Raw genomic sequence first — 18,894 nt, 5'->3', positions numbered from 1 at the left:
GCAGGGGGGCGCAACGCGATTGCAGGGCAGCGGGCCTATGCAATTGGTTAACTCCGCTCTCGATAACGTGAACGTGGTTTATTTCGTTAACCGAAAGGTAGCGATTAGCGTGCTTTTACCACGGGATCAAAACCAGCAGGACAGCCAGATATGTACACCCGCCTTTTCCTTTCCGCCGCCCTCGTAGCGGCCACCAGCAGCGTGGCTTTTGCCGACGCGCATTCTTGCACGTTCGAGGCTGATATCCTCGATTTCACCCAAGATCAGATTGACGCGTTGTACGACTGCGTAAGCGACGAATTGCTGGAGAACTACCAATCCGGCGACAATGAAATCGCCGCCGTGTACCGCGACTGGGGACACGCCCAAACCGGCCCCGCCGCGCCCGGCTTTCACGGGGGCCGCTTCCTGAATACCTTCGTCAACGACGTGGGCTTTGACGCTTACGTTCAATACGAAGAGGACGACGAAACCTTCGAGATGCCCGTAGGCTCTGTCATTGCCAAGGAAAGCTACACTCTGCGCGACGGCGCACCGCGCCGGGGTCCGCTGTTCATTATGACCCGTGCCGAAACCGCCGATTACCCCGATACCGATGGCTGGGTCTATTCCGCGGTGCAGCCCAATGGCGATCCCATGGGGATCTCGCAAAGCTTTTGCCACGACTGCCACGGCGGCTACACACATTCCGACAGCCTCGGCTATCCGGCCTTCGATGTACGTTTGAGCCAATAACACCGCTTCCCCATGGCCCCCGCAGCGCTGTGATGCGACGTAAGCGGGGGCCGTTTTCCCTTTTCTTTCGCATGTTTGATGCAGATCAAGGCCCACCTCGCGGCAAAATGTAGCTTGGCGTTATGGGGGCCGGCGCAATATGTCTGCACCAACGCGGGAATCCCCCGCTTTAGCCATCTATCTGCGGAGGCGACTGCGCCCCCGATGAGGAGACCGCCAGTGAACTACGATTCCGCGCTCGATTCTGCCCTTGGCAAGCTGCACGATGAAGGCCGCTACCGGACCTTCATTGATATTGAGCGTCGTAAAGGCCAGTTCCCCCACGCTGTCTGGAAAAAGCCCGACGGGTCCGAGCAGGAAATCACCGTTTGGTGTGGCAACGACTACCTTGGCATGGGCCAGCATCCGGTGGTTCTGGAAGCGATGCACGAGGCGCTGGAAGCCACGGGCGCAGGCTCGGGCGGGACGCGCAACATTTCCGGCACGACCGTGTACCACAAGGCGCTGGAGGCAGAGCTTTGCGATCTGCACGGCAAGGAAGCGGCGCTGGTTTTCACCTCGGCCTATATCGCCAATGACGCGACGCTTTCCACGCTGCCGAAGCTGTTTCCCGGCCTGATCATCTATTCCGACGCGCTCAACCATGCCTCCATGATCGAAGGCGTGCGCCGCAATGGCGGGGCCAAGCGCATCTTCCGCCACAACGATGTGGCGCACCTGCGCGAGTTGCTGGAGGCCGACGATCCCGCCGCGCCCAAGCTGATCGCGTTTGAATCGATCTATTCCATGGATGGCGATTTCGGGCCGATCAAGGAGCTCTGCGATCTGGCCGACGAATTCGGCGCTCTGACCTACCTCGATGAAGTCCATGCCGTGGGCCTATACGGTCCGCGCGGGGCCGGGGTGGCCGAACGGGACGGCCTGATGGACCGCCTCGACATCATCAACGGCACCTTGGGCAAGGCGTTTGGCGTCCACGGTGGCTATATCGCGGCCTCTGAAAAGATGTGTGACGCGGTGCGCAGCTACGCGCCCGGTTTCATCTTCACCACCTCCATTCCGCCAGCGGTTGCGGCGGGGGCGGCGGCCTCGGTGCGGCACTTGAAGACGGATCAAGCCCTGCGTGATCTGCACCAGGAACGTGCTGCCGTGCTGAAACTGCGCCTGAAGGGCATGGGACTGCCGGTGATTGACCACGGCAGCCACATCGTTCCTGTAATGGTCGGCAACCCCGTCCACACCAAAGCCATTTCCGATGCGCTTCTGGCCGATTTCGGCATCTATGCGCAGCCGATCAATTACCCGACCGTGCCCCGCGGGACCGAGCGTTTGCGCTTCACCCCTTCTCCGGTGCACGACATGGGCATGATCGACGGGCTGGTGCGGGCAATGGATGGCCTTTGGTCCCACTGCGCATTGAACCGGCAGGAACTGGCGGGCTGACGCCTATTTGTGGGGTAAAATTGTGAGCCTGCGCAATCTTTGTGCAGGCGCGATCTATGCCCTTATTTAGCAATGAAAATGATGCGCGTGTTCTCGCCTAGGGTTGCGATTTTGCAATGTTGCGGGGTGCATTCGTGCAACGCACCATGATATCTACGGCGCAACGCGGCAGACGCCCTTTGGGAATCACGCCGAATGGGGTAACATTTAGTTGTATTTGGACGCACCACTACTAGGCAGAGTGGGCTAACCATAGAATCGGGGCAGGCCGCATGGGCCAGGACAACGGGCAGTATTGGGACCACGAGACAGAGGGCCAGGCGCAAGCCTCTGGCACCCCGTCTTCGGCTGTGTCCCCTTCGGCCATGTCCGACGTGCCCGCCATGCCGGCGTTTGACGGCTATGACCTGAACGATGTCCCCCTTGGCGACCTGATGCGCGGCGAACGCGCCACCCTCGGCAAGTCGCTGCTTGATGTGGAGCGAGAGCTTCGCATTCGCGCCACCTACATTGCCGCCATCGAAAATGCCGATGTGGGCGCGTTCCAGTCTCCGGGCTTTATTGCGGGTTACGTGCGCTCTTACGCCCGTTACCTCAATATCGATCCCGAATGGACGTTCCGCCGCTTCTGCGATGAAACCGGGTTCCGGGGCATCCACGGCAGTGCCAGCAATCAGGCGGCTACGGTCAAACGCTCTGTCTCTACGGCGCCGCGCCGGATGGACCCGAATGAGGTCATGTCCTCGTCACGGATTTCCTACGCGCAAACAAGCGATAGCCTGCTGTCGCGGGTCGAACCCGGCGCACTGGGCTCGGTCGCTGTGCTGGTCGTTCTGGCGCTTGGCATCGGCTACGGCGCTTGGGCGATCCTGCACGACATCCAACGCCTGCAAATCGCCCCGATTGATGAAGCACCGGCCTTACCCCTCGCGCAACTCGATCCCTTGTCCGGGGTGCAGACAGGTACGCCAACGTTCGGTGGCGACCAAAGCTTTGATATCGCCATGCCGGGCCCCGAGGCGGGCAATACGCTCTACCGTCCTCAAGCCCTTGAGGCCCCGGTGCTGACACCCCGCGATGGCGCACTGGCCACCCTGAACCCCGATGAGGTCGGCACCCTGCCAGCCAGCGCAGGTACAACCACTGCCGCAGCTCCAACAATCGTGGCCGATGCAGGGGCCAGCGCGAATAGCGCCGTTCAAGTCACCGCAGGCCGAGCCGATGAGGTGATGATCTTCGCGACCCGTCCTACATGGGTCCGCATTTCCTCGGCCGATGGCTCGACCCTCTATGAGGCGACGCTCAACGCGGGCGATAGCTACGTGGTGCCCGCCTCCGATGGTGCGCCGCGCCTGCGCTCCGGCAACGCGGGCTCTCTCTATTTTGCGGTCAACGGCGTGGCGCTCGGACCCGCAGGCACAGGTGCTACAATCGTGCGCGACGTGGAACTTACCGCCGATGCGGTAACGGCCACCTATCAAATCGCCGATACCGAGGCTGACCCAGACCTCACCCAAGTCGCCTCCTTGATGTTCGACGCCACATCCGTGCCCGATGTGGCCCCCGTTGTGCCCGCCACGCCCAACCCGGCCCCGGCGGCTCTGGCCTACAACCCCACAGGCCCCGCGCCCGACGAGACCCAGGCACAGACCCTCGCGCTGTTCCCCGGTATCCCCGCCGATGTCGCCGCCGCCATCCACGCCAGCAACGCGCTGCCGGTGACGGTGCAGACCCCCTCGGCCACGGATGAGCGTCCGATCCCACGCCCCTAAGGCGCGGCGCCCAACAAACAGCGCCCCAATACCGCCCGCCTCCCCACAAACCGCGCGGCTTGGCCACAACGCCCTCCCTTCACCTTTTTACAAATATCGAATCCTCCCCCCACCTCCCTCGGGTCGGTGTCTTTTTGCCGCGACCCGAACCATCGCGTTGTCCCTGCGTCCCGACAGCCTTATCTAGAGCTTAACCAGCACGAGAAGGCCTGCGCCCCATGTCCCATAATCCGATCCGCCCTTGGCGCAACATCGACCGGCGCAAGAGCCGTCAGATCATGGTGGGCAACGTGCCTGTGGGCGGCGATGCGCCAATCTCGGTGCAGACCATGACCAACACGCTGACCACGGACGCCAGCGCCACGATCAAGCAAGTGATCGCCGCGGCCGAGGCCGGGGCAGACATCGTCCGCGTCTCGGTCCCCGACGCCGACAGCGCGCGCGCCATGAAGGAAATCTGCCGCGAAAGCCCGGTGCCGATCGTGGCTGACATCCACTTCCACTACAAACGCGGGATCGAGGCCGCCGAGGCGGGCGCCGCCTGCCTGCGCATCAACCCCGGCAACATTGGCGACGCCTCCCGCGTGAAAGAGGTTGTCAAAGCCGCCCGCGACCACAATTGCTCCATCCGTATCGGCGTGAACGCAGGAAGTCTGGAAAAGCAATTGCTGGAGAAATACGGAGAGCCTTGCCCCGACGCGATGGTCGAATCCGGCATGGCCCACATCAAGCTTCTGGAAGACAACGACTTTCACGAGTTCAAGATCTCCATGAAGGCCTCTGACATCTTCATGACCGCCGCCGCCTACAGCCAGCTCGCGGATCAAACCGACGCGCCATTCCACATGGGCATCACCGAGGCCGGGGGCTTCGTCGGTGGCACGGTGAAATCGGCCATCGGGCTTGGGAACCTGCTGTGGTCGGGGATCGGCGACACCATGCGCGTGTCCCTGTCGGCCGATCCGGTGGAAGAGGTGAAGATCGGGTTCGAGATCCTGAAATCCCTCGGCCTGCGCCACCGGGGGGTGAACATCATCTCCTGCCCCTCCTGCGCGCGGCAGGGCTTCGACGTGATCAAAACAGTGGAAAAGCTGGAAGAACGGCTGGAGCACATCAAAACGCCCATGAGCCTGTCGATCATCGGCTGTGTCGTGAATGGCCCGGGAGAGGCGTTGATGACGGACGTCGGCTTCACCGGCGGCGGCGCGGGCAGCGGCATGGTCTATTTGGCGGGCAAGCAAAGCCATAAGATGAGCAACGACCAGATGGTGGATCACATTGTTGAGCAGGTCGAAAAGCGTGCCGAAGTTATCGAAGCGCAGCGCCGCGCCGAGGAGGCAGCGCTTTAGCTGCCGAGGAGGCGGTTGGCGCAGAGCGAAGCGTTTGAGACGCCGATGGATTGCTTGGGGATAGGACGGGATTGAGTTGTATTTACCAAGATGAAGGAGCCAGCACTTGAGAGCCGCCAGCGGGGACGATAGACGTACGGAAAGTGAATAGGGAGGCTCCGATGGGCATGAACAAAGACATTCGGCGAAACGATGAGGGTATCGCCACGGCGCTTGGCATTCTAACGCAAGCCTATGGTCCTCGGGTGGAGACGGGCCAAGCGCTGCGCGAGCAGCATGGTCACACGACGACTTGGTTGCGAAACCAGGCCCCCGACGCGGTGATCTTCCCCAAGTCAACCGAAGAAGTGCAGGACATTGTGCGGATTTGTGCCGCCCATAAGGTGCCAATCATTGCCTTTGGCACCGGGACGTCGTTGGAGGGACATGTGAATGCACCTGTGGGCGGGATCTCGTTGGATTTCAGTCAGATGGATGCGATCCTTGAGGTGCACGCCGAGGATATGGATGTGGTCATTCAACCCGGCGTGACACGTAAAGCGCTCAACACCTATCTGCGTGATACGGGGTTGTTCTTTCCCATTGATCCGGGTGCTGACGCGTCCTTGGGCGGGATGGCGGCCACGCGCGCCAGCGGCACCTGTGCCGTGCGCTATGGCACGATGAAAGACAACGTCTTGGCATTGAAGGCGGTTTTGCCGTCGGGGGAAGTTGTGAAGACAGCGGCCCGGGCGCGAAAGACTTCGGCCGGTTATGATTTAACCCGGCTGATGGTTGGCTCTGAGGGCACGCTTGGTATCATCACGGAGCTTACCTTGAAGCTTCAGGGTATCCCCGAGGCGACCTCGGCGGCGACCTGTTCGTTTCCGAGCTTGGAGGATGCGTGCAATGCGGTCATTACGTGCTTCCAGTATGGTCTTCCAGTGGCCCGGATCGAGTTGCTCAATGAGTTGCAAGTGAAGGCCTGCAATGCCTATTCCAAGCTTTCCCTGCCCGAGACGCCCTTGCTGTTGCTGGAGTTCCACGGATCAGAGACCGGCGTGACCGAGCAGGCAGAGTTATTCGGTGAGATTGCCGCAGATCACGGCGGGACGGGGTTTGAGTTGACCGCCAAGGAAGAGGATCGCGCGAAGCTATGGCAGGCGCGTCACGATTCCTACTGGGCCGCGCTGCAATTGCGCCCCGGTGCGAAGGCGATTTCCACTGATGCCTGCGTGCCGATCTCTCGACTGGCGGATTGTGTTGCGGCGGCAGAGGTGAAGTTGGAAGAAATGGGGCTGATGGCCCCCATTGTAGGTCACGTGGGAGACGGAAACTTCCACGCTCTCTTGTTGCTCGACATGGAGAACCCTGCCGAGATTGAGACGGCAGAAAGTTTCATCGGGTGGCTTAATGACTTGGCGATCTCGATGGACGGGACCTGTACCGGTGAACATGGCATCGGGCAGGGCAAAGCCAAGTATCTGGAGCGAGAGCTTGGCCCCGGCGCGATGCAGGTGATGGGCGCGATCAAGCGGGGCATCGACCCCGACAATATCTTTAACCCCGGCAAGCTGGCGCTGTCGTAATGGTGCGCCCAACGGCCTCGGCGGTGCCCTCCGCCCATGCAGAACCGCATCTGTCGGGCCGAGCGGGCTGGCTTCGGGCAGCGGTCATGGGGGCCAATGATGGCATTTTGTCCACGGCGTCGCTGATTGCCGGTGTCGCGGCGGGCACGGGCGATCATGGGACGATCTTTTTGGCAGGTCTTGCCGGATTGGTCGCCGGTGCCCTTTCCATGGCGGCGGGCGAATACGTTTCTGTTTCCAGTCAGGCCGATGCCGAACACGCCGATATGGAGCGTGAACGCGAGGAATTGGAACGTAACCCAGAAGCGGAATTGGCTGAATTGACCGCCATCTACGTGGAACGCGGATTGGCGCCCGATTTGGCTGAGCGTGTGGCAATTGATCTGACCGAAGTGGATGCCTTGACCGCCCATTTGCGCGATGAGATCGGGCTTACCGATTTGTCGCCTCCGCGTCCGGTTCAGGCGGCGGTCGTGTCGGGGTTAACCTTTGCAGGCGGCGCGGCGGTGCCGTTGCTTGTCTCATGGATCGCACCACTTGATGGCGTGGTGATCTGGGTGGCCGTGGCGACCTTGGTGGCCTTGGGATCGCTCGGTGCCCTTGGGGCGCAAGCAGGGGGGGCGCACAAGGGCCGAGCGGCTTTGCGGGTTATGTTGTGGGGGGCTTTGGCAATGGCCGCGACAACAGTAATTGGCGCGATGGTGGGCGGCGCGATTTAAAGCTTGAGCTGTCGGCTCAATCCCGCCGATCCCCTTCGACTTCTGCAAAAAGTTTGCTTACGCCCCTAATGTTAAGGGGAAATTAACCAATTTCTTCACATTTGACGGGGGCATGACCGTTCGATATCGCGGGCGGTAGTGAATGTTGCAACTTGTAAGTTGATTGATCGCTGGCTGACCTTGGTCTTTCATGACCGGCCGCGTTATTGGGGCCTTGATGAACTTAAGCTCTCTTTCCCGTAAGCAGAAGCGGATCATGTTTCTGGTGTTCGATTGCGGCCTTGCCCCGATCGCGCTTTACTTGGCCTTTGCCTTGCGGTTCGGCACGGGACTGCCCTTGGATCAAATCCGGGGATCCTCGCCGCTTTTTGCGGTGATTATCTTCCTCGCGCCGTTTCTGATCATCGCGTTCCGCCTGCCTTGGATCAAGCTGACCGCGCTGGAATTTTCTTCTTTAACAAGGATCGCTTCTGCCGCCGCCGTCCTTGGCCTCGTCGCCATGTCGTCAAGCTACGTGATGAGCCTTGGCGCCCCGCGGTCCGTGCCCATCATCTTCGCCGTGACCTTCTTTGGTCTGTCAATCTTCGGCCGAACCATCCTATTCCTGCTCGTTCAACGCTCGTGGAATGACCGGGGCGGCGTGCCAGTGGCCATCTACGGAGCGGGCGCTGCGGGCATTCAATTGGCTTCTGCTCTGCGTCGCAGCTCCGAAGTGAACCCGGTCACGTTTGTTGATGATAACCCTTCTTTGCATGGTCTCATAATCTCGGGCTTGTTCGTGGCCGCTCCGCGAAAATTGCGCGAGATGGTGGAGACGGGGAGCGTGAAACGCATCCTCGTGGCGATGCCGTCGATGCCCAAGGGCCAGTTGGATACCCTTCTGGCGCGGCTGGGTGAATTGCCCTGCGAAGTCCAGGTCTTGCCCTCCTACGTGGATCTGATCTCGGGACGATCGACCCAATTGAACACCGTTTCACCCGACGCGCTCTTGGGCCGTGACAAGGTGGCGCTGGATGTGCCTGATATCGCAAAGGCCTATGCCGGGCGCTCGGTGATGGTAACCGGGGCTGGGGGCTCGATCGGGTCAGAACTGTGCCGACAATTGCTGGAATGTAACCCGGCGCGGATCGTGTTTCTGGAACGTTCGGAACTGGCGCTTTACCAGATCGACCGGGAAATTCGCCCCGCCGCGGCCCTGCGCGGGATTGATGTGACGGCTCGGCTCGGTTCGGTCACCGACGAGGCGCGGGTTCGCGCGGTGTTGGAGCAAGAAGGCGTTGAAATCGTTATCCACGCCGCCGCCTACAAACACGTGCCGCTGGTGGAAGAGAATGAACTGGAAGGCGCGCGCAACAACACCCTTGGCACCCAAACCGTTGCCGCCGCGGCAGAGGCGGCAGGGTGTGAGCGTTTCATTCTGGTCTCCACAGACAAGGCCGTGCGCCCGACCAACATCATGGGGGCCACCAAACGAATGGCGGAACTGGTCATTCAGGACATGGCGTCGCGGGCGATTAAAACCCGGTTTTCCATGGTGCGCTTCGGCAATGTTCTGGGCTCTTCCGGCTCGGTCCTTCCGCTGTTTCAAGACCAGATCCGCAAAGGCGGCCCCGTGACCGTAACCCACGGGGAAGTCACGCGTTTCTTCATGACCATACCGGAAGCGGCACGGCTAGTACTGCTGGCGGGGGCCTATTCCGAAGGGGGGGATGTCTTTGTCTTGGATATGGGCAAACCGATGCGGATCATCGACATCGCCAAACGCATGATCCTGATGTCGGGCGCCACCGTGCGCGAAGGGGATGATGGCCCCGGCATCGCGATTGAAATCACCGGCCTACGTCCCGGGGAAAAGCTTTATGAAGAACTGCTGATCGACTCGGCCTCGATGCAAACCACCCCGCACGAAAAGATTCTGCGTGCCCAGGAAGATCGCCTCAGTCAGATCGAAGTGGCCGGAATGCTTCGGGAACTGCGTGGCGCCATTGACGCGGGCGAAGCGTCCCGTGTTCGGGCCGCAGTGGTGGCCTCTGTGAAGGGATATCACGTGCCGGAAGTCGAAGGTGACGCAGAAAGATCCACCACCCCCGACGTTTCTGCTTAACGGCTTGCCTGGTTTCGATCGCGGAGCTAGCTCAGATCAATCGCGCGGCCCGTACGTGCGCTTTCCTGCGCCGCCATGCCCATGCGAACCGCCATAGCACCGTCATTCAAAGTGACCTGCGGACTTGCTCCGTTGCGGATGACATCCAGAAACTGGACGTGCTGGTAGTAGGTCGATCCGTGGTGATCGCCCGCGGTCAGCAGATCCTTATCGACTGGCGTGTCATGGACAACTTGTCCCGTAGTCGGCGCGCGGGGGCTGACCACAACTTTGGGCATCGGCGCAGGGCCCAGATCGGGGTTCCAGAACCTCGTGGGGCCGGGTACCAATGCCTCGATCTTGCCGGTCGGACCTACAGCGCTGATCTCTTCTTGATACTCGCTGCCCTCGGCGAACATGCACAACTCCAGCAGCGCACGCGCGCCGCCTTTGAAGTCCACAATCACATAGCCGTTGTCCCAAATGTCCGGTGTCTCACCGGCGTAGCTTTCGTCCAGATGGTTCACCGACTGCCCGGCACTGGCCATAATGCGGATAGGTTCATCGTTTAAAATCAAACGCATAAGGTCGAAGAAGTGGCAGCACTTTTCGACAAATGTGCCGCCAGAGTTGCGATTGAAGCGGTTCCAGTCGCCGACTTTCTCCAGAAACGGGAACCGATGCTCACGGATCGTCAGCATCTTGATCCCGCCCGTCGCGCCGGCCACCATCTCGCGGAATTTGGCGACCGGAGGCATGTAGCGATATTCCATCGCCACCCAGATCGGAGCGCCATAACTTTGCAACGCAGCCACCTCTGCGGCGTCCTCGGGCGCGGTGTAAAGCGGCTTCTCGCACAAGATCGGCAGTGTCACCTTGGCGGTAATCTCCTTAAGTTGCCCGACGTGGCAAAAGTTCGGAGAGGCGATCACAAGCGCGTCGATATCATCGCGCGCCAACAACGCATCAAGACTGTCGCAGCGCACAGCATCAGGCACCAGCGCCAGCGATTTGGCCGCCATTTCGTCGTTAGGTTCATAAAACGCCGTCACTGCCGTGTCTGGCAGCAAAGCGATGTTGCGGATGTGCTCTTGGCCCATCATGCCCGCGCCCACGAGACCGTATCTTGTCATGTCACTTGTCCTTTTTGCGGCCCCGGGGCCGGTGTCTCGGGAGCCGTCGGATCACGGAACTCTCGAATAATATTGAGCGAGTTCAGGGTTGAACCACGTCCAGGACGCCTCGCACGGCATCCCGTGTTGGTCATAGGCGCGGCGTTCCACAAAGCCCGCGAAGGTGCCCGGTACCAGCCCCAATTCGGGCGGCGTCCAATCGGGCAGGGGGGCCGCACTAATGACGTCCTCGGCCTCGCGAATGTGCAGGCCAAGGCGGTCGGCGTAGGTGCGATACAGCGATTCCGAGACCGTCCGCGCGTTCAGCCCGTTGTCATCATGCCACCGAAGGTCCAGCCATATTTCCTCGACTGCTACCGGAATATCCGCCAAAAACCGCAGCCGTCGCATCCGAATGCCCACATCAAAACTGCGGCCGATGTTAGGCAGGTCGTCGGGCTTTTTCGTCTTCTGGATATCCAGCAATCGCGCCGTGGGAAGCCCGCCCCCGATCCCGCGCAGCTCTAACCGAAACAGCGCGTAGGTGCCGATGTTCGTGGCCCCGCCAAGCACGTAGTTGCCTGAGCCCTGTCGCCGCTCAATCAACCCGCGTTCCACCAGAAGTTTCAGTGCCTTTCGCAAGGTCGCCACAGCCACGCCTTTGTCACGAGCCATCGCACGTTCGGGGGGCAATTTCTCGCCCGGTGCCAAACGGCCGCCGCCAATGTCGATGGTTAACGCCTCCGCGATCCGCAGATAGGTCGGCAACGCGCCCGAGGCGGCGTCGATGGTTGTCGCGGTGTTTTCTGTGTCCTCGGACATCACGACCTCCCTCGCGTTTTCCGAAATTGATATACCATTGATATACCCTTGTCGGATTGCTACGCCTTAGGTCTAGAACGGTCAAGGGCCCGACATGGGCGAGGGGAGAGCGCGCATGACAGTGGTTCCAGTCACATCAGCAGATTTAGACGCGGCGGAGGTCAGCTGGTTCGCCGCGCTCTGCTCGGACGATTATGAATTCCTTGGCGTGCCCGACGGAAAATTGCGGTCCTCTTGGGACCATTGCAGCGGTTTGGTGCGCGAAGCCGAGGCGCAGGGCTTCCGCAACATCCTGTGTCCGTCCTCCTATCAAGTCGGTCAAGACACCCTGTCTTTTGTGGCGGGTTGTGCGCCAATCACCAGCAAAATCAACATGTTGGCCGCAGTCCGCTGTGGTGAGATGCAGCCTATCATGCTGGCCCGTACCGTGGCCACGCTGGACCATATGCTGCAAGGGCGTCTGACGGTTAACATCATTTCCTCCGACTTCCCGGGCGAGAAGGCCGACAGCGCGTTCCGCTACCAACGCTCCCGCGAGGTGGTGGAGATCCTCAAGCAAGCCTGGACCCAGGACGAGATCAATTATCATGGCCAAGTCTATGATTTTGAAGGGTTAACCACTGATCCCGTGCGCCCCTATCAGACCGGCGGGCCGCTTTTGTACTTCGGCGGTTATTCCCCATCGGCGCTGGAGTTGTGCGGCCAGCATTGCGACGTCTATCTGATGTGGCCCGAGCCGAAAGAGGCCTTGGCACAGCGGATGAAAGACGTGAACCAAGTGGCTGAAAAGTATGGCAGAACGTTGGATTACGGCCTGCGCGTCCACATGATCGTGCGCGACACCGAAGCGGAGGCGCGGGAATATGCCGAGCATCTGACCTCCAAGCTGGATGACGAATACGGCCAGCTGATCCGCGAACGCGCCCTCGACAGCACGTCCTTGGGCGTGTCGCATCAGGCTAAGGCACGGGAATTGGCCGATAAATTTGGCTACGTGGAGCCGCATTTGTGGACTGGCATTGGCCGCGCCCGATCCGGTTGTGGGGCGGCTTTGGTGGGCTCTGCCGATCAGGTTCTCACCCAGATCGAGGAGTATAGAAAGATGGGCATCCGCGCCTTCATCTTCTCGGGCTATCCGCATATGGATGAGTGCAAGCACTTCGGCAGATTGGTCATGCCAGAGCTGAAAACATGTTCATTGCCAGAGGCTTACGGGCGCGTCCCGACCTCGGCACCAGCCACGCCGTTGGGCGTAGGGGAGAGACGATAATGGATCGCGTTACACTTGGCGGGGTTGATATGTCCCGCATCGTTTACGGGATGTGGCGCTTGGGCGACGATGCGGATACCTCTGCGGCCCATGTGCAAGCGAAGGTGGAGGCCTGTTTGGCACAAGGCATCACCACGATGGATCAGGCCGACATCTATGGCGGCTACGCCGCCGAGGCGCTCCTCGGGCAAGCCCTCCTCGCCGCGCCCGCGCTGCGCGATCAGATCGAGATCGTGACGAAATGCGATATCGTGGCGCCTATGGGCGTGCATGCGGACAAGCGGGTGAAATACTATGACACCAGTGCGGAGTATGTGACGGCGGCAGTCGATAGGTCATTGAAAAACATGAATATTGACGTGATCGACCTGTTGTTGATCCACCGCCCTGATCCGTTGATGGATCATGTCGAAACGGGCGCTTGTCTGGATGCTTTGGTGGCATCGGGCAAGGTGCGCGCGGTTGGCACGTCGAATTTCCGCCCCTGGGATTGGGAGCTTCTGCAATCGGCGATGAAAACTCAGCTGGCGACGAACCAGATCGAGACCTCGGTCCTGTGCCACGCGCCGTTTACCAATGGCGATGTTGCGTTCCATCAGCGCCAAGGCCAGCCGATCATGGCGTGGTCACCGCTGGCGGGCGGGGCGTTGTTTGCCGAGGAAGGGGCCGCCGTTCGTGCGGTGCTGGAACGGATCGGCGCCGATCACGGCGTGGGTGCCGATGCGGTTGCCGTGGCGTGGCTGCTGCGTCACCCGGCGCAGATCTTGCCGGTGATGGGGACGAATAACCTGAACCGGATCAAGGGCTTGTCTGACGCGATGCAGGTCACGCTGGACCGCCAAGATTGGTACGAGATCTACACCGCTGCCCTCGGTCACGAGGTCGCCTAACGCGGCGAGAACGGCTTGGCCCCATCAAGGGGCCGGGCCGGCGGAGCCGTTTGAAGCGGGGCGTCTCAGGCCCGTGACAGGTGGCTCGCACAGCCCGTCAAGGCGGCATAGTCATCGCTGACAACCGACACGCCGAACTGTTCCATGAAACCAGAGAATCGCCCTTTGGACCGGAACGCGCCCACGAAATCGAATTGTTCTAGATAGGGCGCGAAGGCGCGGGTCACGCCGCCCACAAGGAATACGCCGCCAAAGGGCAGATGCGACAGCACGAGGTTGCCCGCAACGTCGCCCAAGACCTTCACAAACAACGCGCCGGTGTCGCAGGCCAAGGCCTCACCTTCGCCGATGCGGGCCAAAATGTCTGCGGGATCAATGGTTTCCTCGTGTAGCGCCGCGTGAAGGTGGCTCACGCCTCGGCCTGACAGCACCTCTTCCACCGACGGGTAGCCGCCGGAATCCTTCAGTTTCTCTAGAAGCGGATGCAGCTCGGCAATAGATGTGGGCAGGCTCACGTGCCCCGCCTCCGATGGGGGCACAAAGCGGCCCGCGTTGGTGTCAAACACGGGGCAAGCGTTGAAGCCAGTTCCCAGGCCGATCACCAATTTCGCAGCTGTTTCAGGCACTTGCGGTTGCGGTAGCACCTCTTCCAGATCGCCCGCCGCGATGTTCCCGATGGCATGGCCCTGGGCTTGCAAGTCGTTCAGAACTGCCACACGCTCGGCGCTTAACACTTCGGCCAGCACGGCCTTGTCGATGCGCCAATCAAGGTTGGTCAGCGTGCCCACGCCGTCATGCACAGGTCCCGCCATCGCGACGCAAACCCCTGAAATCCCTGCCGCATCTTGGCCGCTATCGGTCAGATACCGCGCGATGACAGAGCCGATACCGTCGAATTCGGCGTTCCGGTATCGGCGCACGCTATCGACGCGCACGGTGGCGGCATTGGCCAAAGCGACGCGGGTGTTGGTGCCGCCGATATCGGCCACCAGCGAAAGGGTTGCGGGAACCATAATTCTTTTCCTTAACACGCGGTTAGCGCGGCCACTGTGCCAGCCGAAGGCGGCACGCGCCACCTCTTAGCTGCTCATTTCCTGTTAGCGCCACCAGTTTGCCAAAGCGTGATAGGACGCTTTGGGCGTCCGTGCCAAGGTGTCAAAATCAACATGGACAAGGCCAAAGCGTTTCTCGTAGCCCAGTGCCCATTCATAATTGTCCATTAACGACCACACATAATAGCCAGCCACGGGCGCGCCCTCGGCGATGGCGGCGCGGGTCGCGGTCAAATGATCGGTCAAAAACGCGATCCGGTCCGGGTCTGGATCGGTTGCCGAAGCCATGCCGTTTTCGGTCACATAGATCGGCAAATCGCCGGTGTATTCGCGGGCCGTGCGGGTCAGGAAATCTTGCAGACCTTGGGGGTAGATCTCCCATCCCATATCGGTCAGCGGGCCTTCGGCTGGCTCGTAGGCATAGGCGGGCCAGGGTTCATCCGTGGCCGAGATGCGCTTGCGGGTGTAATAGTTAAGGCCAACCCAATCGAGGGGGGATTGGATGGTGGCGAAATCGTCTTGCCAGCCTTGGGGCAGGTGGGGTTCCAGCCCCTCCAGCACGTCGGCGGGATATTCGCCCTTGAACAGGCCGCCCAAGAAAAAGCGGTTGTAAATCGCATCATAGCGGCGCGCGGCGGCCACATCGGCAGGGCTGTCGGTGGCGGGCGTGGACCATTCAAAGTTGCACACCGCCCCCAGATTCGACACGCCCAAACCTTTCATCACCTGTGTCGCGCGTCCATGGCTCAGCAAGACATGATGCATCGCGCGGGCGGTGGCGCGGATATCGCGCAGACCGGGGGCGTGGTGGCCCTCAAAATGCGATAGCCAACCGACGCACCAAGGCTCGTTAATCGGGGCGGCGGACCAAGTACGGTCGCCGATACGCCCCATGATGACCTCGGTGTATTCGGCGAACCAATTGGGCATATCGGCGTTGCGCCACCCCCCCAGATCAGCAAGCGCTTGGGGCAATTCCCAATGATAGAGCGTCACAGCGGGGTTAATGCCCCGTTCCAGCAGGCCGTCCACAAGGCGGTCGTAGTAGTCCAACCCTTCGGCATTCGGCGTGCCGCGAACCTCGGGTATGACCCGCGCCCAAGAGGTCGAGAAGCGATACACATCCGCCCCAAGATCGCGAATAAGATCAAGGTCTTCATCCATGCGGTTGTAATGGTCACAAGCCAAATCGCCGTTCTCGAACCGGACAACATTGCCCGGGGTGGCGGCGAAACTGTCCCAATGGGTCTGGCCCGCCCCGCCATGGGCGTGTCCCTCGATTTGATAGGCAGAGGTTGCGACCCCGAAGCGAAAACCCTCGGGGAAATCGGCGCGTGTGAAGTTCATGGTAAATCCTTAACGGCGTTAACTTGGAGCAGGTCCGGTGGAGCGCCCAAGGGTCAGGTCGGTTTCCCAAAGCTCCTGGACAGGTGGCTGGCTGGGATCATCAATGAGGGAGAGCAGGATTTCCGCGCAGCGCTCTCCGGCGTCGCGGATCGAGGACCGCGTGGCGGTAAACGCGGGGCCTTTGGGGGCGTTGATTCCATCGTTATCCATATAGCTCAGCACATCATCGTGGCAGATGATGGAGATATCGCGCCCGGTCCGCAGTCCCCGTTCTCCGGCCGCACGGCGCACGCCGACGGCAGGGATCATGGACGACACGATAAAGGCGGTCGGCGCATCATCGCGGTCCAGAAGCGCGCTGGCGGTGCGGTAGCCATATTGCTCGGTCATGGCGTCGGCCCGCATGAAATCAGGGTTCACGGGCACGCCGCGCTCGGCCATGGCTTCTTCAAAGCCCCGGCGGCGGCGCAATGCGAAATCGAGGGTTTCCTGGCCGTTCAAGAGGCAAATCCGCCGATGCCCAAGGTCCAACAGCAATTCCGTCGCCCGGCGAAAGGCGCGGACGTTGGCCACATCCAGCCAGCTATAGCTTTCCGCCGCGGCAGTGCGCCCGTGGACCACAAAGGGCAAACCAAGTTCCTGCAACAAGGAGATTCGCGGATCATGTAGGGTAGGGGCCTGCACCATCACGCCATCCACCGACGCGTTGGCCGCCATCTGGCGGTAGGCGGCCTCGACCCCATCGACGGGCACCATGGAGAGCAGAAGATCGTACCCTTCGCGAGCATAGACTTCGCCTACACCGGTGATGAAGTCGGCGAAAATCGGGTTCACCAATTCCTCTCGCCCGGACAACGGCAGCACATGGCCAATCGCCATAGATCGCCCTGTTGCCAATTTCCGCGCCCGCGAGTTGGGCGAATAATTCGCAGCCTTTGCAGCAGCTTGCACGCGCTGGCGCGTAGCTTCCCGAACCTCCGGGTAGCCGTTCAAAGCTCGGCTGACAGTTGTTTGACTAAGTCCGAGTTGCTCGGACAATTGCTTGAGGTTCATTGCGGGGCGGCTTCCAAAGCGCTTCGAATTGTGGGGAGGCTATGAAAGCTTGCCGGGTCTGTCAAAGGGTGAATTTCCGGCGTTGCCTTGGCGCTTTGCTTGAAAAGATGCTATTTCATCAAGAAACAAAGAGACTCGTTGACTCGGTTAAAATAATACGCAAGGTTGCGGGCGATCCAAAGCGCTTTGGGAATTGCGCGATGGACTTGGAGATAATGGACTGCCGGAGCTTGAGCTATCATTCGGGCGCACGGTAAACTGACTGGGAGGTCACCTAATGAAGAAGTTTTATTTGGCCAGCGCCGCCGCGCTGGCGATTTCCGCGACAGGTGCGCTGGCTGATGGCCATGTCGAGCATGTCTTCCCCGTGGGCGAGGGCGCTTTCAACTGGGATAGCTACACCGCCTATGCGGATGCGTTCGATCTGTCTGGCCAAGAGCTGACGATCACCGGGCCTTGGACCGGCGCGGATGCGGAACTGGTTAACTCCGTTATTGATTACTTCGAAAGCGCGACCGGCGCGACCGTACAGTATTCCGGTTCTGACAACTTCGAGCAGGACATCGTGATTGCAACGCAAGCGGGTTCGGCGCCAAACATCGCTGTTTTCCCTCAGCCCGGCTTGATGACGGACCTCGCCGCGCGTGGCGCACTGACACCTCTGTCGGCTGAAACCGCCGATTGGATCCGCGCCAACTATGCTGCGGGCGATAGCTGGGTGTCCCTTGGCACCGCCGCCGGCGCTGACGGCGAAGAGGGGCTTTATGGCTTCTTCTATAAAGTCGATCTGAAATCGCTAGTCTGGTATTCGCCAGAAGCGTTTGAGGAAGCGGGCTACGACGTTCCAGAAACCATGGAAGAACTGCTGGCGTTGAACGACCAGATCGTGGCCGACGGCGAAACCCCCTGGTGCATCGGTCTGGGTTCCGGTGGCGCTACGGGTTGGCCAGCAACTGATTGGGTCGAAGACCTGATGCTGCGCACGCAATCGCCAGACGTTTATGACGCCTGGGTGTCGAACGAGATGCCGTTCAACTCCCCAGAAGTGGTTAACGCGATCGAGACCTTCGGCACGTTCGCCCGCAACGGCGACTATGTGAACGGTGGCGTTGAAGCCGTTGCTTCCACGGACTTCCGCGAAAGCCCCCTTGGCCTCTTCACCTTCCCGGCAGAATGCTACATGCACCGTCAGGCGTCGTTCATCCCGACGTTCTTCCCAGAAGACGCGGACAGCGATTTCTTCTACTTCCCGGCCTATGAAAGCGAAGATCTGGGTTCCCCAGTTCTGGGCGCAGGTACGTTGTTCGGCATCACCCAAGACAGCGACGCGGCACAAGCGTTCATGGCGTTCTTGCAGACCGAGATCAGCCACGAAATCTGGATGGCGCAATCTGGCTTCCTGACACCGCACACCGGCGTCAACAGCGAGCTGTTCGCTTCGGACACGCTGCGTCAGATGAACGACATCCTTCTGGGCGCCACGACCTTCCGTTTCGACGCATCCGACCTGATGCCGTCCGAGATCGGTCAGGGCATCTTCTGGTCCGGCATGGTTGACTATGTGGGCGGCGAAGACGCAGCATCAGTTGCGGGCCGCATTCAGGACCGTTGGGCAGAGATCCAGTAAGTCGCTGACCTAACAAAATTTCCCGGCCCCGCGATACACATCGGCGGGGCCG

Annotated in this window: 15 protein-coding genes; 10 read left to right on the top strand and 5 right to left on the bottom strand. The window is 60.7% G+C overall.

Annotation, left to right across the window (positions count from 1 at the left end; all coding sequences use genetic code 11):
- Positions 1–150: 150 nt before the first annotated feature.
- The 7 genes from K3728_11380 (at position 151) to K3728_11350 (ending at position 9,690) form a co-directional block, all read left to right on the top strand.
- The gene (locus K3728_11380) at positions 151–735 is read left to right on the top strand and encodes a cytochrome P460 family protein (GenBank protein ID UWQ94322.1); all 585 of its coding nucleotides are present in this window, start codon (positions 151–153) and stop codon (positions 733–735) included.
- Between the two features lie 219 nt (positions 736–954).
- Complete coding sequence (gene hemA / locus K3728_11375) at positions 955–2,178, top strand: 5-aminolevulinate synthase (protein UWQ94321.1); 1,224 nt, start codon at positions 955–957, stop codon at positions 2,176–2,178.
- Between the two features lie 383 nt (positions 2,179–2,561).
- Positions 2,562–3,950 carry a DUF4115 domain-containing protein gene (locus K3728_11370; protein ID UWQ97532.1) on the top strand — a complete coding sequence of 463 codons (1,389 nt, stop codon included), beginning with the start codon at positions 2,562–2,564 and terminating at the stop codon, positions 3,948–3,950.
- 218 nt (positions 3,951–4,168) lie between these two features.
- Complete coding sequence (gene ispG, locus K3728_11365; protein ID UWQ94320.1) at positions 4,169–5,299, top strand: flavodoxin-dependent (E)-4-hydroxy-3-methylbut-2-enyl-diphosphate synthase; 1,131 nt, start codon at positions 4,169–4,171, stop codon at positions 5,297–5,299.
- 161 nt (positions 5,300–5,460) lie between these two features.
- On the top strand, positions 5,461–6,867 hold the full coding sequence (locus K3728_11360) for an FAD-binding protein (protein ID UWQ94319.1): 1,407 nt from the start codon (positions 5,461–5,463) through the stop codon (positions 6,865–6,867).
- On the top strand, positions 6,867–7,586 hold the full coding sequence (locus K3728_11355; protein UWQ94318.1) for a VIT family protein: 720 nt from the start codon (positions 6,867–6,869) through the stop codon (positions 7,584–7,586). Before K3728_11360 ends, K3728_11355 begins: the two co-directional genes overlap by 1 nt.
- Before the next feature lie 217 nt (positions 7,587–7,803).
- Positions 7,804–9,690 carry a polysaccharide biosynthesis protein gene (locus tag K3728_11350; protein UWQ94317.1) on the top strand — a complete coding sequence of 629 codons (1,887 nt, stop codon included), beginning with the start codon at positions 7,804–7,806 and terminating at the stop codon, positions 9,688–9,690.
- Between the two features lie 26 nt (positions 9,691–9,716).
- Here K3728_11350 and K3728_11345 read toward each other — a convergent pair whose 3' ends face one another.
- A complete protein-coding gene (locus K3728_11345) occupies positions 9,717–10,802 on the bottom strand; it encodes a Gfo/Idh/MocA family oxidoreductase (protein ID UWQ94316.1) in 1,086 nt (361 codons plus the stop codon).
- A gap of 51 nt (positions 10,803–10,853) precedes the next feature.
- On the bottom strand, positions 10,854–11,549 hold the full coding sequence (locus tag K3728_11340; GenBank protein UWQ97531.1) for a GntR family transcriptional regulator: 696 nt from the start codon (positions 11,547–11,549) through the stop codon (positions 10,854–10,856).
- 169 nt (positions 11,550–11,718) lie between these two features.
- Between K3728_11340 and K3728_11335 the strand changes: the two genes are divergently transcribed.
- A complete protein-coding gene (locus K3728_11335; protein ID UWQ94315.1) occupies positions 11,719–12,873 on the top strand; it encodes an LLM class flavin-dependent oxidoreductase in 1,155 nt (384 codons plus the stop codon).
- Positions 12,873–13,763, top strand: a complete 891-nt coding sequence (locus tag K3728_11330; GenBank protein ID UWQ94314.1) for an aldo/keto reductase — start codon at positions 12,873–12,875, stop codon at positions 13,761–13,763. The genes K3728_11335 and K3728_11330 overlap by 1 nt, the downstream gene beginning before the upstream one ends.
- A 65-nt stretch (positions 13,764–13,828) precedes the next feature.
- On the opposite strand, the gene K3728_11325 is transcribed toward K3728_11330, so the two are convergent.
- The 3 genes from K3728_11325 to K3728_11315 all read right to left on the bottom strand — a co-directional run bounded on the left by K3728_11325 (position 13,829) and on the right by K3728_11315 (position 17,215).
- Positions 13,829–14,776 (bottom strand): glucokinase, encoded by a 948-nt coding sequence (locus K3728_11325; protein ID UWQ94313.1) that lies wholly within the window; start codon positions 14,774–14,776, stop codon positions 13,829–13,831.
- Between the two features lie 84 nt (positions 14,777–14,860).
- Positions 14,861–16,162 (bottom strand): beta-glucosidase, encoded by a 1,302-nt coding sequence (locus K3728_11320; GenBank protein ID UWQ94312.1) that lies wholly within the window; start codon positions 16,160–16,162, stop codon positions 14,861–14,863.
- An 18-nt stretch (positions 16,163–16,180) separates the two neighbouring features.
- The gene (locus K3728_11315) at positions 16,181–17,215 is read right to left on the bottom strand and encodes a substrate-binding domain-containing protein (protein ID UWQ94311.1); all 1,035 of its coding nucleotides are present in this window, start codon (positions 17,213–17,215) and stop codon (positions 16,181–16,183) included.
- Positions 17,216–17,492: 277 nt separating this feature from the next.
- Here K3728_11315 and K3728_11310 point away from each other — a divergent pair, with 277 nt between their 5' ends.
- Positions 17,493–18,842: an ABC transporter substrate-binding protein gene (locus K3728_11310; protein ID UWQ94310.1), complete on the top strand. Its 1,350-nt coding sequence runs from the start codon at positions 17,493–17,495 to the stop codon at positions 18,840–18,842.
- The last annotated feature ends 52 nt before the right edge of the window (positions 18,843–18,894 follow it).

The sequence above is a fragment of the Rhodobacteraceae bacterium M385 genome (genome assembly GCA_025141835.1).
Lineage (GTDB): Bacteria > Pseudomonadota > Alphaproteobacteria > Rhodobacterales > Rhodobacteraceae > Gymnodinialimonas.
The sequence above is the reverse complement of the archived record's forward strand: the minus strand, read 5'-3'. Positions and strand labels throughout refer to the sequence as shown.

What these genes read in the sequence shown, in the direction of transcription:
- K3728_11320 (UWQ94312.1), bottom strand. Translation starts at nt 16,162, where the DNA reads ATGAACTTCACACGCGCCGATTTCCCCGAGGGTTTTCGCTTCGGGGTC.
- K3728_11355 (UWQ94318.1), top strand. Translation starts at nt 6,867, where the DNA reads ATGGTGCGCCCAACGGCCTCGGCGGTGCCCTCCGCCCATGCAGAACCG.
- K3728_11315 (UWQ94311.1), bottom strand. Translation starts at nt 17,215, where the DNA reads ATGAACCTCAAGCAATTGTCCGAGCAACTCGGACTTAGTCAAACAACT.
- K3728_11380 (UWQ94322.1), top strand. Translation starts at nt 151, where the DNA reads ATGTACACCCGCCTTTTCCTTTCCGCCGCCCTCGTAGCGGCCACCAGC.
- ispG (UWQ94320.1), top strand. Translation starts at nt 4,169, where the DNA reads ATGTCCCATAATCCGATCCGCCCTTGGCGCAACATCGACCGGCGCAAG.
- K3728_11350 (UWQ94317.1), top strand. Translation starts at nt 7,804, where the DNA reads ATGAACTTAAGCTCTCTTTCCCGTAAGCAGAAGCGGATCATGTTTCTG.
- K3728_11335 (UWQ94315.1), top strand. Translation starts at nt 11,719, where the DNA reads ATGACAGTGGTTCCAGTCACATCAGCAGATTTAGACGCGGCGGAGGTC.
- K3728_11370 (UWQ97532.1), top strand. Translation starts at nt 2,562, where the DNA reads ATGCCGGCGTTTGACGGCTATGACCTGAACGATGTCCCCCTTGGCGAC.
- K3728_11360 (UWQ94319.1), top strand. Translation starts at nt 5,461, where the DNA reads ATGGGCATGAACAAAGACATTCGGCGAAACGATGAGGGTATCGCCACG.
- K3728_11325 (UWQ94313.1), bottom strand. Translation starts at nt 14,776, where the DNA reads ATGGTTCCCGCAACCCTTTCGCTGGTGGCCGATATCGGCGGCACCAAC.
- K3728_11345 (UWQ94316.1), bottom strand. Translation starts at nt 10,802, where the DNA reads ATGACAAGATACGGTCTCGTGGGCGCGGGCATGATGGGCCAAGAGCAC.
- K3728_11310 (UWQ94310.1), top strand. Translation starts at nt 17,493, where the DNA reads ATGAAGAAGTTTTATTTGGCCAGCGCCGCCGCGCTGGCGATTTCCGCG.
- K3728_11330 (UWQ94314.1), top strand. Translation starts at nt 12,873, where the DNA reads ATGGATCGCGTTACACTTGGCGGGGTTGATATGTCCCGCATCGTTTAC.